Below are 14,944 nucleotides of genomic sequence, written 5' to 3'. Positions count from 1 at the left end.
CAGTATTTTTTATGCGGTAAAGTCTTGGAATATAAATGAGCAGGCAGAATCAGCTATGTGTCAGCGTATAAATATAGACTTTGCGTAAGCCATAGGCCAAACAGACAGGTAAAACACTCAGCAGCATAAAATGAATGACACTGGTATTAAGATGATAACCAATAAACAGCGCTAAAATCGCGCCAATCACAGTTCCCAAGATGACCACAAACACATGTGACTGGCTCTCAAGCTCGTCATTAACCTGATGAAGTCGTTGTTGTTTTATATTCTCTTTGGGTTGAAACTGAACCAGATTATCTGGATCTCGAGCAAGTGAACTGGTCATGTTATATTCCTTTTCATTTTAAAATTTAAGTTAATAATGAAAGACTTGGCTTAAGATAGACTTTTCAATAGACTAGCAATCTTGCTTGGAAAAAAATAAGGTTCTTGGTAATGAATTGGTGAGAGTTTTATTACTGTTGTAATTTTTATGTAAATAAAAAACCCTCCGAAGAGGGTTTTTATATATTTTCTTACAAAGCGGCTGGCTTAGAGACGTTTACGTTTTGCTGCCAGAATTTGGGACTGACGCATACGGAAACCGTCTTTTTGTTTCTCTGTGGTCTTGTCAATGCAGTACACGCAAGAGACACCATGTTCATAACTTGGCAGCGCCACTTCTTCAGGAAGCAAAGGCCAGCCACAGGCATGGCATTTGGTGTTTTGACCTTCTTCGACACCGTGTGTTACTGCTGTACGGCCATCAAATACGAAGCATTCGCCTTCCCACATACTTTCTTCAGCCGGAGTTTCTTCCAGGTATTTTAAAATACCGCCTTTCAGGTGATACACCTCTGTAAAACCTTCTTGCAGAAGCAGAGAGGTTGATTTTTCACAGCGAATACCACCGGTACAGAACATGGCAATTTTCTTGTCTTTGTGCTGTTCCAGATTATTTTTCACATATTCAGGGAATTCACGGAAGCTTTCAGTTTTCGGGTCAATCGCGCCTTTGAACGTTCCTGCTTTGTATTCGTAATCGTTACGGGTATCAACCAGAATCACGTCATCACGCGCAATCAGTTCATTCCATTCCTGAGGATCAAGATAGTGACCGACCAGATCACGTGGTTTCACTTCTACCCCTAAAGTCACGATTTCTTTTTTTAATTTAATTTTCATTTTACGAAATGGCTTGTCAGAGCTGTCTGACTCTTTATATTCCATCTCAACAAAGCCTTCATTGAGAAGGAACTGGTGAATTTGATCAATCGATGCACGGTCACCTGCAACCGTACCGTTAATCCCTTCACCCGCTACAATGAGTGTTCCACAAAGGTTGATTGTTTTTACCAAGTCTAAAAGACGTTGTTGAAGATCGGCAGGATCTTGAACTTCTTTGAATTGATAAAGTGCGGCAACAACCCAACCTGAGGTCGCTTGCTGTTCTACAGGTGCAAGCTGTTCTACAGTAGCGTTCATGGAATACTCCAACGTAGCATGATAATTTAAAGGCGCATATTTTAGCGTGATTCGAGTGAATAAGCGAGTAAAACACTTGCCTTTTAACAGGCTTCAATTCATGGGGGAGAGCGTGTATAGTCATGCCCGACCCGGAATTTTGTAAAGTTTTATGCAGTGATGCAGGTACTGGAAGTTGCAGTATCTTTGGAGTGTGTTTTGAGTTCAGATCGTCGTATTGCGTCTTTAACCCCGTGTGCTGGGCGTTGCTCGACCGTATTTGGTGATGCGGTATGTCGTGGTTGCCGCCGTTTCAATCATGAGGTGATTCACTGGAACACTTATGGCGCTGATCAGCATCATGCCGTATGGCGGCGTCTGGATGCACAGCTGGATCAGATTTTAGTGCCGTTGTTGCCACATGCAGATATCGTCAAGGTTCAAGCCTTTGTGCTGTCAAAACGGGTACGTTTACGTGACGATGCCTCCAAAGGGCGTAAGCTGTATCATGCTTTAAAGCTCTGTGAAAAAAATCGGCATTTTACCGATGATAGTGGTTTGGGGATTCATTATAAGCAGGTACGTCCACTCTGGGATGAATTTGAGCGCCGGATTCTGGCTTTGGCCACTGCCAGTTATGATCTGGCTTTTCTGCGGGCGGATGGCATTAGTCAGCATCTGATTCATCTGCAGGAAGAGGAATAAGTCCTCTTTTTTTATGCAAAAAAATAACAACAGCTGAGGGAAGAGCATGAATATCAGTGAGTATCTCTTGTATTGTCTGGCTGTTGTGGTAATGATCGCCACGCCTGGTCCGGTGATGTTGCTGGTGGCCAGTTCCGGTCTAAAAGGCGGTTATGCTGCGGCTTTAAGAACTATTTTTGGCACCAATTTCGCTTCATTGATATTGATTGCTTTATCGATATTAAGCCTGAAAGGTTTGCTGGTCATTAATGAACAGTGGCTGTATGCCATCAAGTTGCTGGGTTGTCTGTATATTGGTTATCTGGGGCTGCAAATATTTCGGGAGGTGATTTTTCAGCAAGCAGAGTCAGCTCAAAAGAAGTTATCTCCGGTACGTGGCGGCTTTCAGCAGGGTTTTCTGGTCGGTATTTCCAATCCCAAAGATATTATTTTCTTTGCGGCTTTTTTCCCGCAGTTTATTGGTATTACATCTGATCTCGATTTGAGTCTCATAATCTTAACCTTGAGCTGGATCGTGCTGGATTTCCTGACCCTGTCGGTGGTGTATTTGGGTTTTAACCGTTTATCCCGTTCTCGGTTGTATCCGCATTTGCTGGCCTTGTGTGGTCTCATTCTGCTGATCATTGCTCTTTACGGCATTTATCAGATCCTGATTTAAAAAAGTACTGCACAGTTGTAAGGTTCCTGCCTGGCATATGCGCTAAAAATCATGCTAAGGTAAAATCAAATAAAAATTGAACAGATCAGCATGTCTAAAACAGTAACCAAGCCCGATCATCCATTCTCACCGCTGTTATTTATTCAACCTGCTGTTATTCAGATTCTTCAAATCATTGGACTCGCGCTGATCGCTGTCAGTATCGTGTATCTGCTGGCAGCAAACTGGTGGATGCTGCCGAAATTTGTCCAGTTGTTTATGCCGCAAGTTTTATTGCTGGGTTCGGCATTGCTGAGTGTGCATTTTGCTGCGCGAGAAAAGTTAAGACAAAGTCTGGATACTGTATCGGGTTTAATGCTGGGCTTAAGTCTGGCGGTGATTGGGCAGATCTATCAGACTGGCGCGGACAATTATCAACTATTTTTGCTTTGGGCATTGTTACTTTTGCCTTGGCTGTATCGACCGAATATTGGTGTGTTTGCATTATTTTGCGTGGTCAGCCAGCTGGCGCTTTATTTTTATTTTAAACAAAGCTTTTGGTTGGTGCGTGCTGAAACTGCCTATCTGCTCAGTCTTAATCTGTTGACCGGACTGAGTCTGATCTATGCATTACGCTATTATCCGGTTTTACGCTATCTGTTGATTGCCGTGGTGGTACTCATTTCGGTATTCAGCATGTTTCGATTTATCGACTCGAATTCGATCTGGTATTTGGCTTCGGTACTGGTCTTAGCACTGTTATTTAGTGCTTATTTCTATACTCGGCAGCAACAGCTGGAAACCAGTTTGCTGGTTGCAGGGCTGGCACTGAGTTTTAGCATTCTGATTTTTGATCTCACAGACCAATATTTGCAAAATTCAGCTGCAGGCTTATTGGTGCTGGCTTTGCTCATCTTTGGCTGGTTTGCGGCGATTAGTGCGCTGCTGATAAAGCTGTTACCCCAGAGCCGGTTTTCGGTCATTCCACTGGCGCTGGGCGCATGGATTGCTGGTGTGATACTGGCCATGCTGTTGCTGACCTATTGGGAAAGTTTATCCATCCTGATGGGGCTAATCTTTATCGGGATTGCCTGGTGGCTGATTCATAGCAAGCCTTCAGTTTTTCTGCGGCAACTGGCTTATTGTTTGTGGGTTTGCGGTCAGGCTGCTGTCCTGATTCATACCGAATTGTTGACAGATAGTTTATTGCTGATCTGGCTGATACAAATCGGTATTACGTTGCTAAGTATCATGAATCGCATGCATTGGCTGGTGCTGCTATTACAGTTATTACTGGCTCATGCGTTGGGAATTGCAGTTTTAATCGAGCAGCACCCATTTTCTCATGACCATCGCCTGATCACATGGATCATGCTGTTGAATTACAGTGTGCTGATCGTGGCTTTACTCACTGCAAGACACTGGCTTGCTTCAGCTTATGCCAAAAGTGTGAATCTGTGGATGATCAGTATTTTGGCAGCAACGGCTATTTTTCAATGTCTGTTGCAATTTGGCGTAGCGCAGCAACTGCATCCGCGCGGTATAGATGAAGCAATTGTTTTCTATATTTTACCCGCAGTATGGCTGCTGAGTTTTATTGGAATACATCTGAAGCAATTTTCGCTGACACCACTCTGGCTGATTCCTGCCGCAGGCATTTTACTGATTGCACTGGGCTATTTTGAAATTTTCATCATTCTGGTACTTATGGCCTGGGCGATGGTCAATCAACAGCGATTGATGCAGGCCTTATTGGTTCTGTTACTGATCTTCTGGTTATGGTTGCTGTATTACAATCTGGGACTCAGCTTTTTATTTAAGAGTGTCAGTATCTTTGCTTCAGGTCTGCTGGTTTTGCTTCTGGCTTATGTGTTGAGCTCACCGAAATTTCAGTCGAAAACAGGAGTGACCTCATGAAAAAGTTTTGGGTGCTACACCTGAGTATTTTTAGTATTGCCTTATTTGTGGGCTTAATTATCCAGCATGAATGGCATTTAAGAAATAGTCAGAGTATTTTTGTTAAGTTGGCGCCCGTCGATCCGCGTTCGATTTTGCAGGGCGATTATATGGCGCTGAATTATCAGTTGCATTTTGCTGGTCTAGATGCTGATGAAACTGCCCTGAATCAAACAGGTTCAGATATCACTATTCAGGATTTTAAAGATCGGTCTCAGATCATGAGCTATGTACGCTTGGATGCACAACGACGGGTGATACGAAGCAGTTTTGATCCGCGTCTGTTACAAGTTCATCCGGCATCTTCCGCAAAACTGCTTTTAAAGAATCCACGCAATAGTTTTGAAGCTTTATATCCGGCGGCCAATAGTTTTTTATTCGCCGAAGGCCTGGAGCCGTGTTATCGCAATGCCAAATTTGCCGAACTTAAGCTTAAGGAAAATGGAAAGGCTTTACTGGTTAATCTTGTTGACTCCCATTTAAAGCCCCTAAATTGTGAAAGTTCTAAAAGCTGGCGGCAGGGCAGTTAATTATATTTAGTCATTCTGGCCATAAAAAAGCCCGCGAGGTGCGAGCTTTGGGAATCTGGTCGAATCGACTTAAGCGACTTGTACCGGAATACAGTTGGCAGTATGGCTGACGGTATTGTTTGGATTTGCATAGACCAAGCGTGGCTGATGTGCATTTGCTTCAGCTTCAGTGAAATCACCAAAAGTTGCAATAATGATGATATCGCCTACATCGGCTTGATGTGCAGCGCCACCATTGACTGAAATGATGCCTGAATTATCTTCGCCACGAATGGCATAAGTTGCAAAACGTTTACCATTGGTCACGTTCCACACATGAATTTCTTCGTATTCGCGAATGCCAGCTAAATCCATCAAAACGCCATCAATTGCACATGAACCTTCATAGTGTAATTCTGCATGTGTAACGTGAGCGCGGTGAATTTTGCATTTTAATAAACGAGATAGCATGGCTAGCGTCCCCTGAGTTGAACTAAGACTTTGATCATCATATGGTTGAATCAATTTCTACGACACTGGATAAGTGGGTAGGCTTGCGCATTTTGCGCTTAAATGATCTTTCTGACAAGCGGAATTGTCCAGCGATTTTTGAATGATCAGTTAGGCTTATAGGCATTAATTTGATTCATGGCTTGCTGTACTTCTGCATTCACCAGCATTTTGGTACGTGCGAGCGCATGTGAAATTGCATCATCCATTAACTTTTGTTCGCTGCTGGGCGCTTTACTGAGCACATGACCAGAAACACGGTCTTTGGCACCAGGATGACCGATTCCAATACGCAGGCGATGGAAGTTTGAACCAATATGCGGCACGATATCGCGTAGACCATTATGACCACCGTGACCACCACCCGTTTTCAGGCGAATGACACCAGGATTCATATCCAGTTCATCATGGGCAATCAGGATCGATTCAGGTGCGATATTGTAGAATTTGGCGAAAGGAACAACACTTTTACCGGAAAGGTTCATAAAGGTTGTAGGTAGAAGAAGACGAACGTCTTGACCTTCGATATTGCCACGACCACTAAATCCATTGAATTTCGGGTCTTTCTTGAGGGTAATGCCATATTGCTCTGCAAGGCGTTCTACGAACCAGGCCCCTGCATTATGGCGGGTTTGGGCATACTCAGAACCTGGGTTGCCCAAACCAACAATCAGTGAAATATTTGACACTAATTACACCATTAACACTTATGCGCGTTTAAAGTCAGCGTGCATAGGCGTGTTTTTAGCTGGGTGACGTTGTAAGGCTTGGATTTTCACGCTTTCAACTTTACCGTCTACATCAATTTCGATAACTTCTTCAAAGAAAGAGTTATTTTCTAAGAATTTAACAAGCTGACGAAGCTCAAGAGTAACAGCTACAGGAGCAGCTTCGCCACCGTAGATGATTGCAGGAACTTTAGCTTGAAGACGAAGGCGGCGGCTCGAACCTTTCCCTTGAACTGCTTCTTCACGTGCTGCTGCGTTTAATACGAAGTTTGCCATGATAGACATCCTATTTAAGTTAAATGAACCAGACTTGCGACCAGTCTAGTGAGTAAAAGCCCTACCAAATGGCAGGGCTTTGAAAATTCAGCGCTCTATTATAGATAAGAATCGAACATTGCGCTAATAGATTCTTCGTTGTTAATGCGACGAATCGTTTCGGCAACCATGCTGGCTACGGAAACCTGGCGAATCTTGCCCAGTGCTAAAGCTTCATCTGAAAGTGGGATGGTGTCACAAACCACCAACTCATCAATCACAGAATGTCTTAAGTTTTCTAATGCTTTACCAGAAAGTACTGGATGCGTTGCATAAGCAACAACCTTGCGAGCACCGAAAGTTTTCAATGCATCAGCTGCTTTGCATAAAGTGCCTGCAGTATCTACCATGTCATCGACGATGACACAATCACGATCTTTCACATCGCCAATCAAATGCATCACTTGTGATTCATTCGCTTTTTGACGACGCTTATCGATGATTGCAAGATCGATATCACCCATTTGTTTCGCAACAGCACGTGCACGAACCACACCACCGACGTCAGGTGAAACCACCATCAGGTTGTGATGTGACTGCTGACGTAAGTCAGCAAGTAGCGCTGGTGTACCGTAGATGTTGTCTACAGGGATATCGAAGAAACCTTGGATCTGGTCAGCATGAAGATCAATCATCACAACGCGGTCAATACCTACAGTCGTCAGCATGTCTGCAACGACTTTAGCAGTAATTGGCACACGGCTTGAACGTGGACGACGGTCTTGACGAGCATAACCAAAGTAAGGAATCACGGCAGTAATACGACCTGCACTTGCACGACGCAAAGCGTCAGCCATGACTAAGATTTCCATCAGGTTATCGTTAGTAGGAGCACAAGTAGGTTGCACGACGAATACGTCTTTACCACGAACGTTTTCAGTAATCTCGACAGCGATTTCACCATCAGAGAACTGACCTACAGAGGCAGCGCCTAGAGGAATATGTAAGTGACTTACGACTTTTTGAGCGAATTGTGGATGCGCAGATCCACTAAAAACGACAAGATTGGGCATGAAGCACCCTTGGCGGTTGGGATATATGGGAATAGATGGCAGGGGTAGCTGGATTCGAACCAACGGATGCCGAGATCAAAACCCGGTGCCTTACCACTTGGCGATACCCCTAATGCGGCAGAACTTTAATATTTTTACGGTAAAGTGTCAAGGTAAATTAACAGTCTTACAGCAAATGAGTGTTCTGTCTTTTTTCGAGAAAATGGCAGGGGTAGCTGGATTCGAACCAACGGATGCCGAGATCAAAACCCGGTGCCTTACCACTTGGCGATACCCCTAAATTTGATGAACTGTAAGATGGCAGGGGTAGCTGGATTCGAACCAACGGATGCCGAGATCAAAACCCGGTGCCTTACCACTTGGCGATACCCCTAATACAGTACATCTACAGGTGAAAATGGCAGGGGTAGCTGGATTCGAACCAACGGATGCCGAGATCAAAACCCGGTGCCTTACCACTTGGCGATACCCCTATCTACACTTTAAACTGAACTAAAGGTGATTCTTGTAAACTGTTGACCAGGTAAGCTTTACATGGTGCATTTGCAAGAATATCTTCGATATTCAGATTTTCAGTGACTTCAATAAACACACAAGCACCTGTACCTGTAAGTTTTGCAATACCGAACTGGTCGAGATATTGCATCGCTTCATCGACTTCAGGATATAAGGATCGAGCCAGTGGCTCAAAGTTATTTCCAAAATCAGATGGCGTTTGCTGATAGGCGCAAAATTTAGTGCTCTTCGTGTCTCTTGTCAATGCTTTTTGCGAAAAAAGCAGTTGAGTGCTGATAAAACAGTCAGGTTTTAACACAATGAATTGTTTTTGATCTAAGTCTATGAATGTTAAGTGTTCGCCAATGCCTTCAGCCCAAGCATTTCGACCATGTACAAATATCGGTACATCTGCACCCAGTCTGACTCCGAGATCTGCCAGTTGCTCGATATTTAAACCGCACTGCCAGAGCTGGTTCAGCACAATCAGGGTGGTGGCTGCATTAGACGAGCCGCCCCCGAGTCCAGCACCCATCGGGATATTTTTTTCCAGACGAATCTTTAGTCCGGATAGTGTTTGAGCATAGGGCTTCAACAGTTGTACCGCACGATAGATTAAATTCTGTTCTAGGTCGACGGAGGCCAGCCCTTCAATCTGGATGTGTTGATTATCTGTTTGTTCAAACTCCAGCCAGTCATACAGATCAATCAGCTGAAAAATGCTTTGCAGCTCGTGATAGCCATTTTCACGGCGACCGGTAATATGTAAAAACAAATTCAGTTTAGCAGGCGAGGGAACACGAATCATCATGGGCTAACATCAGGTCAATTAACGGTTTTCAATGATCATTGTAATACGGTTTTCCGCGCCATTTTCAAGTGACTGCTTTAAAATCAAGCGGTTTGGCATTTTGGCCTGCGCATTGTAATTGAGATCGACCGTCCAGCCCTGTTCAATAATCTGGCTAATCCGCTGTGTATCATCTTTTTGCAATTTGGCAGTTGTTGTCGCAGGGCGGGCCTGTACCCAGTCCACTAAATAGCTGATCGGTGCTTGCCAGCCTGTGGCGCGTTGCAGTAATTCTTCGGCACTTGCCGCCTGAATCACACCTGTTTTAGCACTGTTTAATGTGACTTGGCCGGGCGTGCCGGAAATCTGGGTTTTGCCCACACCTAAAATACCACTCAGCTCAATATCAAATTCTTCTTGCTGTTGTACCCAGGTAAAGAATGCACTGCCGGTCTGTTGCGGTGTGCGCACACCAATTTTACCTTGCAGCTGGAATTGATTATCTGCCTGTACAGAAGGCGTCACTGGCGTTTGCGGATTGATCATCTGCTGACAACCAGTTAAGAATAAAGCAGTTGCTGCAAAGGCACAGCAGCCCAATTGGCTTAAATTGCGCATAAAAGAATTAACTCGTTTGGTTTTGTGGTGCTAACAATAGCGAATTAAGTTGTTTTAATTCGGGGTCATTTGGATGGTTTTGTTGTAATTGTTGTAACACTTGATGGAAGTGTTGTATATCACCATTCATGTACAACGAACGCGCATAACGTACCCCAATCTTCACGCTTGGATTGAGTTGATATGCTTTGTATAAGACATCTGCAGCCGTGGCAAAGTCATTCTGTAAATAACAGATATAACCATAAGTATCCAGAATGGAAGCCTGTTCCGGTGCATATTCCAGTGCCTGTTCGACATAGCGGCGCGCTTCTTCCAGACGCCGGTTCTGCATTGCCAGGGTATAGGCATAGGCATTCAGATAGGTCGGACTATTCGGTTCAATCTTGAGTAAATTTGCCAGCAATTTATCCAGCTTGTTGCGATCCTGATGTGGATCTAGCAATAGCACTTGCGCATAAACCAGTTCCGGATCATCCGGCAGGTTTTTGCTGGCTTCTTCTAGCAGGCGGATCGCAGCTTTTTTATTCTGCATACGCGTTAAAATATCTGCTTGGGCCAGATATAAAAAGCTGGCATGTTGTGGATAATTCACCCGTTCCTGAGTCAAGAAACGCAGCGCATCATGCAGCTTATCCTGCTGGGCAAAAATCGAGATCATGTTACGACGCGAGACGGTGTACAGACTGCCATCGACCAGACGATAATAGGCTTTGGCGGTTTCATAATGCTGTTTGCGTTCAGCATTCACTGCCAGATAATAATAGGCTTCATTTTGATACTGCGCAGAATAACGCAGTTCGACCAGATGTTTTTCGGCCTTCTCGTATTCTTCCAGATCAATACTGGTCAGTCCGGCAATGAACAGGGCTTCTTCAGCCGTTGGCCATTTTTTTAGAATGTCTTGCAGTTTTTTCAGCGCCAAAGTCGCTTCGTTCAGCTTGACCAGATATTTGACTTCGGCCAGACGCACATCCAGATTATTGCGGTGTTTACGGCTGGATTTTTCATACCATTGCAGGGTTTCTTCTGGATCGCCAAGAGCATTCAGCAGATTGGCTTTCATCAGGATATAACCAGTCGCATTCGGACGTTTTTTTAGAGCACGGTTAATGGTATTTAAAGCCTGTTCCAGCTGACCATTTTGTGCTTCCAGACCGGCCACCAGCACCAGAATAGACGGATTGTCTCTGGCTTTGGTGGTGCTTAAAGCCTGAATCAGATAGCTGCGGTCTTCTGTGCCTTCAGGTGAAATCCCAGCGAGAATTTCTTCCAGATCGGCACTGTCATCAATTTGCAGGATTTTCTCTAAGGTCTCTGCCGCCAGCTCATACTCATGCACTTTCAGGGCAATATGGGATAAATAAAATAAAGCGGGGACATCCTGCGGCTCCTGTACCACCCAGTGGGTCGAGATATCGAGGGCTGCCTGTAAATCATCATGTTCCAATGCAACATTCAGTGCACGCTGCTTGACCGTGGTGGAATTGCTCTTGATTGCCAGAACCGTATAGTTGTGCAAAGCAGTCGGAATGTCATGTGCGGCAATGGCAAACTCGGCCATCATACTTTGTTTTATGGCATCATAATTTTGATTTGCATGGTAAACTGCTTCCGCTGCATAAAGATGAGCAGTTGAAGCCATGCTACCCACCAATAGGAATGTGGTAGAATATTGCTTAATTGTAGGGCCGTTGATACGGCTGATTGTTTGACGCAATTTTTCTTGATCCAAGTAATGCTTTTTATGACACCGATATTGCACAATAGCATAAATTTATTGAAATGATGACCTGATATGTCTTTCTTTGCATTGGGTGTCAACCATCAAACTGCCTCTGTAGAACTGCGGGAACAAGTTGCGTTTAACCCTGAAAAGTTAAGTGCCATTCTTGCCGAGCAAAGCCAACACCCTGAATTAAACGACATGGTGGTGGTGTCTACATGTAACCGAACCGAAGTTTACGCGATGTCTGACAATGTCGACATGGTGCTGAACTGGCTCGCCCAAAAAAATGGGGTGGATGTCAAACAACTGCAAAATCATGTCTATCGTTATGAAAATGCCCAAGCCGTGACGCACTTGATGCGTGTCGCCAGTGGTCTGGATTCACTGATGCTGGGTGAACCGCAGATTCTGGGACAAGTCAAAAATGCACTTTCTCTTGCCAAAGACTCCCAGACGGTGTCACGCAGTTTAAACCGAATTTTTGAATATGCCTTTTATGCGGCCAAACGGGTTCGTTCCGAGACTGCTGTCGGCAGCCATGCGGTATCGATGGGCTATGCGGTTGCACAGTTGGCCCTACAGGTATTTAGTCATCCAGACAAGCTCACCATTATGGTGGTAGCAGCCGGGGAGATGAACAGTCTGGTCGCCAAGCATCTCGCAGAAATGGGTGTGGGCAAGATTATTATCTGTAACCGTACCCGAGAACGTGCAGACATTCTGGCGCAGGAAATTGCGCATCGGGTGGAAGTAGAAATTATTGACTTTGACCAGCTGGCAGACAATCTGCATCGCGCCGATGTGATTTCCAGTTGTACCGGCAGTCTGCATCAGGTGATTCATTTTGCAGATATCAAAGCGGCACTGAAAAAACGCCGTTACCAGCAAATGTTGTTAGTCGATCTAGCCGTGCCACGTGATATCGATCCTAAAGTTGAAAAACTTGATGGGGTATATCTGTATGGCGTCGATGATCTGCAAAGCGTGATTGAGGAAAATCTGGCGCATCGTCGTCAGGCTGCGGTTGAAGCCGAAGTTATGGTGAATCAGCTCGCAACAGAACTGATGACCCAGCAAAAGGTCAAGCAGGCCGGGGCCACCATTCATGCTTATCGTGACCATGGTGAAGAGTTGCGGCAGGAAGAACTGGCATTGGCGCTGCAACGTATTGCCAAGGGTGAAAAAGCAGAAATGGTTATGGCTGAGTTTTCGCACCGCCTGACTCAGAAACTCTTACATCCGACTTCTATTGTGCTGCGTGAGGCGGCCAAGGCGGAGGATCCAAGCTGTTTTGAAATGATGCGCGATACCTTGCAAGAGGTAGTTGATACACGCCGCAAGACCAAACATTAGCGAGCTCTTTAACAATAGCTATTTTGAAGAACGGCGTTTAGAGATAAACGCCTTATTTTTATTTGAAGCGATTTAAAACTGTTAATCGTCCAATAAGGTCATGGAGCGTTTTTTATCAATTTCGTAAATCTGCATTTTCAGATTCTTCATTTCTGCAATGCTGCTAAATTTTTTCGATTTTATCTTGTTTTTCAGACACTGATATTGCAGCTTGGTCGAGAAGTCTGCCGCCAGTTTGTCGGCCTGTTCAGGCGAAGAGGTATAATCGCTCACATTGGCATGTTGTAGAATATGCTGTAATTCATGATGATGTACTGCACAGGCACCTAAAACATAATAGATCGAGAGTTCAGGATCATCCGGCAGGTCATCAAAAATCACATTCAGAATATTTAGGATTTTAAACAGCAGCTGATCTTCAGATACCAGCGCACGCAGTGGTTCAAAATGAATATACAAATAGGGATGATTCATCAAAATTGCAATCACATATTCTTCAGCATCAATTTTGGTGCTAAAACTTAAGGATGCATCGGTATTAACCTTGGGTTGCCATTTACGGTTAAAGCCCAGTTTTTCGCGGAAAAATTGCTGCAGCAAATAGCGGAATGAGCCATGTTTAGGCAATAATTCGGTCAGGTTTTTCAGTTCACCCATGACCTGACTTTTACCTTCAGGGGTGGTGATGTCCTGATTTTGGGTCAGATGGGCAAACACGAAGTCCGACATCAGCGGCGCCTGATCCAGCAAGCGTCTAAAGTTTTCGATGCCTTCACGGCGGATCAAGGAGTCCGGGTCATGGTCAGCAGGCAAAACAAAGAATTTCAGCTCACGGCCATCACTGAGTAATGGCAGGGCAATGTCCAGCGTTCGGCGTGCGGCTTTTTGACCGGCAGCATCGCCATCAAAGGCAATGGTAATCCGGTTGTTCTGCTTAAACAGAATGTTCAGATGGTCGGTATTACTGGCAGTCCCCAGTGTCGCGACTGCGCCATGAATGCCGTATTGCTGCAATGCAATCACATCCATATAGCCTTCGACCATCAGCCATTCCTGGGCTTTCTGCTTTCTGCCTTCATACAGCCCATAAAGCAACTGGTTCTTATGGAAAACTTCAGAGTCTGGCGAATTGATGTATTTGGGCTTGATCTCGTCATTGAGCGCACGGCCACCAAAGCCGACCACACGACCCTTGGTATCACGAATCGGGAAAATCACCCGTTCACGTAGCAGGTCAAAATCACGGCCACTGTCGCTGGTACGAATCAGCCCCAGTAGTTTCAGGCCTTCAATATCCTGAGGAAAGGCTTTTTCCAGATGTTGCCAGTCTTCAGGTGCATAACCTAAGCGCCAATAGGCAATGGTTTCTGCAGTCAGGCCACGTTGCTTGAAATATTGCTGTGCACTGGAACTGTTGGGTAACTGGCGTTCATAAAACTGCGCGATATTTTCCAGCAGGTCGTATAAGTTGCCGTCTTGCTGAACTTCGGCCATTGGCATGTGCTCAAAAGCAGCAAAAGGGTCGCCGTAGAAATCCTGTTCGGAGGCCTGAAACTCTGCAAATGGATCAAAAGAAGCATCCGACACAGAATATTCTTGTGCTGGGCGTTGCGGAGCTTGCGTATTCTCAACTTTGGTCGCAGCGACTATTTTCGGTTTGGCTGATTCCCGTTTGTATTTTAATTTATTGGAGTCAGTATTGTCTTTTGGCAGTTCAATGCCGGTCTGACTGGACAGGTCTTTCATCACTTCGACGAAATTACGGCTACCAATGTCCATTAAAAAACGGATGGCGTTGCCATTGGCCTGACAGCCAAAACAGTGAAAATATTGTTTGTCACGATAGACGTGAAAAGAGGGCGATTTTTCCTGATGGAAAGGACAGCAGCCCGAATAGGTACGGCCAGTTTTTTTCAGTTTCACGAATTGACCAATCACATCGACAATATCGGTGCGATCGAGAATCTGATCAATCGTATGTTGAGGAATTGCCATAATCTGCTGAGCTTCTCGTGCTGCGTATCTAAGGTTTAAGTGATTGAATCAATAGGATTGAACTGATTCAGGTCAATTCTTTTTAACTTCCTTTGTATACCTTTTGCACGATTTGTTCAAGCCTGGCCGGGACAAAGCAAAAGGG

15 protein-coding genes and 4 tRNA genes are annotated in these 14,944 nt (G+C 44.8%); 5 read left to right on the top strand and 14 right to left on the bottom strand.

Features of this window, described 5'->3' with window-relative positions; translation table 11 throughout:
• Nucleotides 1-49 precede the first annotated feature (49 nt).
• The gene (locus FTT73_RS05230) at nt 50-328 is read right to left on the bottom strand and encodes a hypothetical protein (protein ID WP_005097750.1); all 279 of its coding nucleotides are present in this window, start codon (nt 326-328) and stop codon (nt 50-52) included.
• A 206-nt stretch (nt 329-534) separates the two neighbouring features.
• Nucleotides 535-1,467 (bottom strand): rhodanese-related sulfurtransferase, encoded by a 933-nt coding sequence (locus tag FTT73_RS05225; RefSeq protein WP_005097749.1) that lies wholly within the window; start codon nt 1,465-1,467, stop codon nt 535-537.
• Between the two features lie 198 nt (nt 1,468-1,665).
• Here FTT73_RS05225 and FTT73_RS05220 point away from each other — a divergent pair, with 198 nt between their 5' ends.
• The 4 genes from FTT73_RS05220 to FTT73_RS05205 all read left to right on the top strand — a co-directional run bounded on the left by FTT73_RS05220 (nt 1,666) and on the right by FTT73_RS05205 (nt 5,274).
• A complete protein-coding gene (locus FTT73_RS05220) occupies nt 1,666-2,151 on the top strand; it encodes a DUF1289 domain-containing protein (RefSeq protein ID WP_035337988.1) in 486 nt (161 codons plus the stop codon).
• A 46-nt stretch (nt 2,152-2,197) separates the two neighbouring features.
• Nucleotides 2,198-2,809, top strand: a complete 612-nt coding sequence (locus FTT73_RS05215) for a LysE family translocator (protein ID WP_180071803.1) — start codon at nt 2,198-2,200, stop codon at nt 2,807-2,809.
• Between the two features lie 90 nt (nt 2,810-2,899).
• Nucleotides 2,900-4,705, top strand: coding sequence for a DUF2157 domain-containing protein (locus FTT73_RS05210; protein ID WP_180191120.1), 1,806 nt, complete (start codon nt 2,900-2,902; stop codon nt 4,703-4,705).
• A complete protein-coding gene (locus FTT73_RS05205) occupies nt 4,702-5,274 on the top strand; it encodes a GDYXXLXY domain-containing protein (RefSeq protein ID WP_005169829.1) in 573 nt (190 codons plus the stop codon). Before FTT73_RS05210 ends, FTT73_RS05205 begins: the two co-directional genes overlap by 4 nt.
• Nucleotides 5,275-5,343: 69 nt before the next feature.
• On the opposite strand, the gene panD is transcribed toward FTT73_RS05205, so the two are convergent.
• The 11 genes from panD to FTT73_RS05150 form a co-directional block, all read right to left on the bottom strand.
• Nucleotides 5,344-5,724, bottom strand: a complete 381-nt coding sequence (panD, locus tag FTT73_RS05200; protein WP_005097743.1) for an aspartate 1-decarboxylase — start codon at nt 5,722-5,724, stop codon at nt 5,344-5,346.
• A gap of 146 nt (nt 5,725-5,870) precedes the next feature.
• The gene (gene pth, locus FTT73_RS05195; RefSeq protein ID WP_074383404.1) at nt 5,871-6,452 is read right to left on the bottom strand and encodes an aminoacyl-tRNA hydrolase; all 582 of its coding nucleotides are present in this window, start codon (nt 6,450-6,452) and stop codon (nt 5,871-5,873) included.
• A gap of 18 nt (nt 6,453-6,470) precedes the next feature.
• Nucleotides 6,471-6,767 (bottom strand): 50S ribosomal protein L25, encoded by a 297-nt coding sequence (gene rplY / locus FTT73_RS05190; RefSeq protein WP_005097741.1) that lies wholly within the window; start codon nt 6,765-6,767, stop codon nt 6,471-6,473.
• Between the two features lie 98 nt (nt 6,768-6,865).
• A complete protein-coding gene (locus FTT73_RS05185; protein WP_005097740.1) occupies nt 6,866-7,819 on the bottom strand; it encodes a ribose-phosphate pyrophosphokinase in 954 nt (317 codons plus the stop codon).
• 36 nt (nt 7,820-7,855) lie between these two features.
• Nucleotides 7,856-7,930: transfer RNA gene (locus FTT73_RS05180), tRNA-Gln, on the bottom strand.
• 92 nt (nt 7,931-8,022) lie between these two features.
• Nucleotides 8,023-8,097: transfer RNA gene (locus FTT73_RS05175), tRNA-Gln, on the bottom strand.
• Nucleotides 8,098-8,117: 20 nt separating this feature from the next.
• A tRNA-Gln gene (locus tag FTT73_RS05170) sits at nt 8,118-8,192 on the bottom strand.
• A 25-nt stretch (nt 8,193-8,217) separates the two neighbouring features.
• Nucleotides 8,218-8,292: transfer RNA gene (locus FTT73_RS05165), tRNA-Gln, on the bottom strand.
• Nucleotides 8,293-8,294: 2 nt separating this feature from the next.
• Nucleotides 8,295-9,122, bottom strand: coding sequence for a 4-(cytidine 5'-diphospho)-2-C-methyl-D-erythritol kinase (ispE, locus tag FTT73_RS05160; protein WP_180191144.1), 828 nt, complete (start codon nt 9,120-9,122; stop codon nt 8,295-8,297).
• Between the two features lie 21 nt (nt 9,123-9,143).
• The gene (lolB, locus tag FTT73_RS05155) at nt 9,144-9,722 is read right to left on the bottom strand and encodes a lipoprotein insertase outer membrane protein LolB (protein WP_005097737.1); all 579 of its coding nucleotides are present in this window, start codon (nt 9,720-9,722) and stop codon (nt 9,144-9,146) included.
• 7 nt (nt 9,723-9,729) lie between these two features.
• On the bottom strand, nt 9,730-11,442 hold the full coding sequence (locus FTT73_RS05150) for a tetratricopeptide repeat protein (protein ID WP_180191119.1): 1,713 nt from the start codon (nt 11,440-11,442) through the stop codon (nt 9,730-9,732).
• A gap of 78 nt (nt 11,443-11,520) precedes the next feature.
• On the opposite strand from FTT73_RS05150, the gene hemA reads away from it, so the two are divergent.
• Entirely contained in the window at nt 11,521-12,804 is a 1,284-nt protein-coding gene (hemA, locus tag FTT73_RS05145) for a glutamyl-tRNA reductase (protein ID WP_005097735.1), read from the top strand.
• Between the two features lie 81 nt (nt 12,805-12,885).
• Here hemA and FTT73_RS05140 read toward each other — a convergent pair whose 3' ends face one another.
• Nucleotides 12,886-14,799 carry a DNA primase gene (locus FTT73_RS05140; protein WP_180191118.1) on the bottom strand — a complete coding sequence of 638 codons (1,914 nt, stop codon included), beginning with the start codon at nt 14,797-14,799 and terminating at the stop codon, nt 12,886-12,888.
• Nucleotides 14,800-14,944: the final 145 nt, after the last annotated feature.

The sequence above is a fragment of the Acinetobacter sp. YH01006 genome (genome assembly GCF_013420445.1).
GTDB lineage: Bacteria > Pseudomonadota > Gammaproteobacteria > Pseudomonadales > Moraxellaceae > Acinetobacter > Acinetobacter pseudolwoffii.
This window is presented reverse-complemented; position numbering and strand designations above follow the sequence as displayed.

Coding starts and splice junctions, on each gene's coding strand:
- FTT73_RS05230 (WP_005097750.1), bottom strand. CDS start 328: ATGACCAGTTCACTTGCTCGAGATCCAGATAATCTGGTTCAGTTTCAA.
- FTT73_RS05225 (WP_005097749.1), bottom strand. CDS start 1,467: ATGAACGCTACTGTAGAACAGCTTGCACCTGTAGAACAGCAAGCGACC.
- FTT73_RS05215 (WP_180071803.1), top strand. CDS start 2,198: ATGAATATCAGTGAGTATCTCTTGTATTGTCTGGCTGTTGTGGTAATG.
- FTT73_RS05210 (WP_180191120.1), top strand. CDS start 2,900: ATGTCTAAAACAGTAACCAAGCCCGATCATCCATTCTCACCGCTGTTA.
- FTT73_RS05205 (WP_005169829.1), top strand. CDS start 4,702: ATGAAAAAGTTTTGGGTGCTACACCTGAGTATTTTTAGTATTGCCTTA.
- panD (WP_005097743.1), bottom strand. CDS start 5,724: ATGCTATCTCGTTTATTAAAATGCAAAATTCACCGCGCTCACGTTACA.
- rplY (WP_005097741.1), bottom strand. CDS start 6,767: ATGGCAAACTTCGTATTAAACGCAGCAGCACGTGAAGAAGCAGTTCAA.
- FTT73_RS05185 (WP_005097740.1), bottom strand. CDS start 7,819: ATGCCCAATCTTGTCGTTTTTAGTGGATCTGCGCATCCACAATTCGCT.
- ispE (WP_180191144.1), bottom strand. CDS start 9,122: ATGATTCGTGTTCCCTCGCCTGCTAAACTGAATTTGTTTTTACATATT.
- lolB (WP_005097737.1), bottom strand. CDS start 9,722: ATGCGCAATTTAAGCCAATTGGGCTGCTGTGCCTTTGCAGCAACTGCT.
- hemA (WP_005097735.1), top strand. CDS start 11,521: ATGTCTTTCTTTGCATTGGGTGTCAACCATCAAACTGCCTCTGTAGAA.
- FTT73_RS05140 (WP_180191118.1), bottom strand. CDS start 14,799: ATGGCAATTCCTCAACATACGATTGATCAGATTCTCGATCGCACCGAT.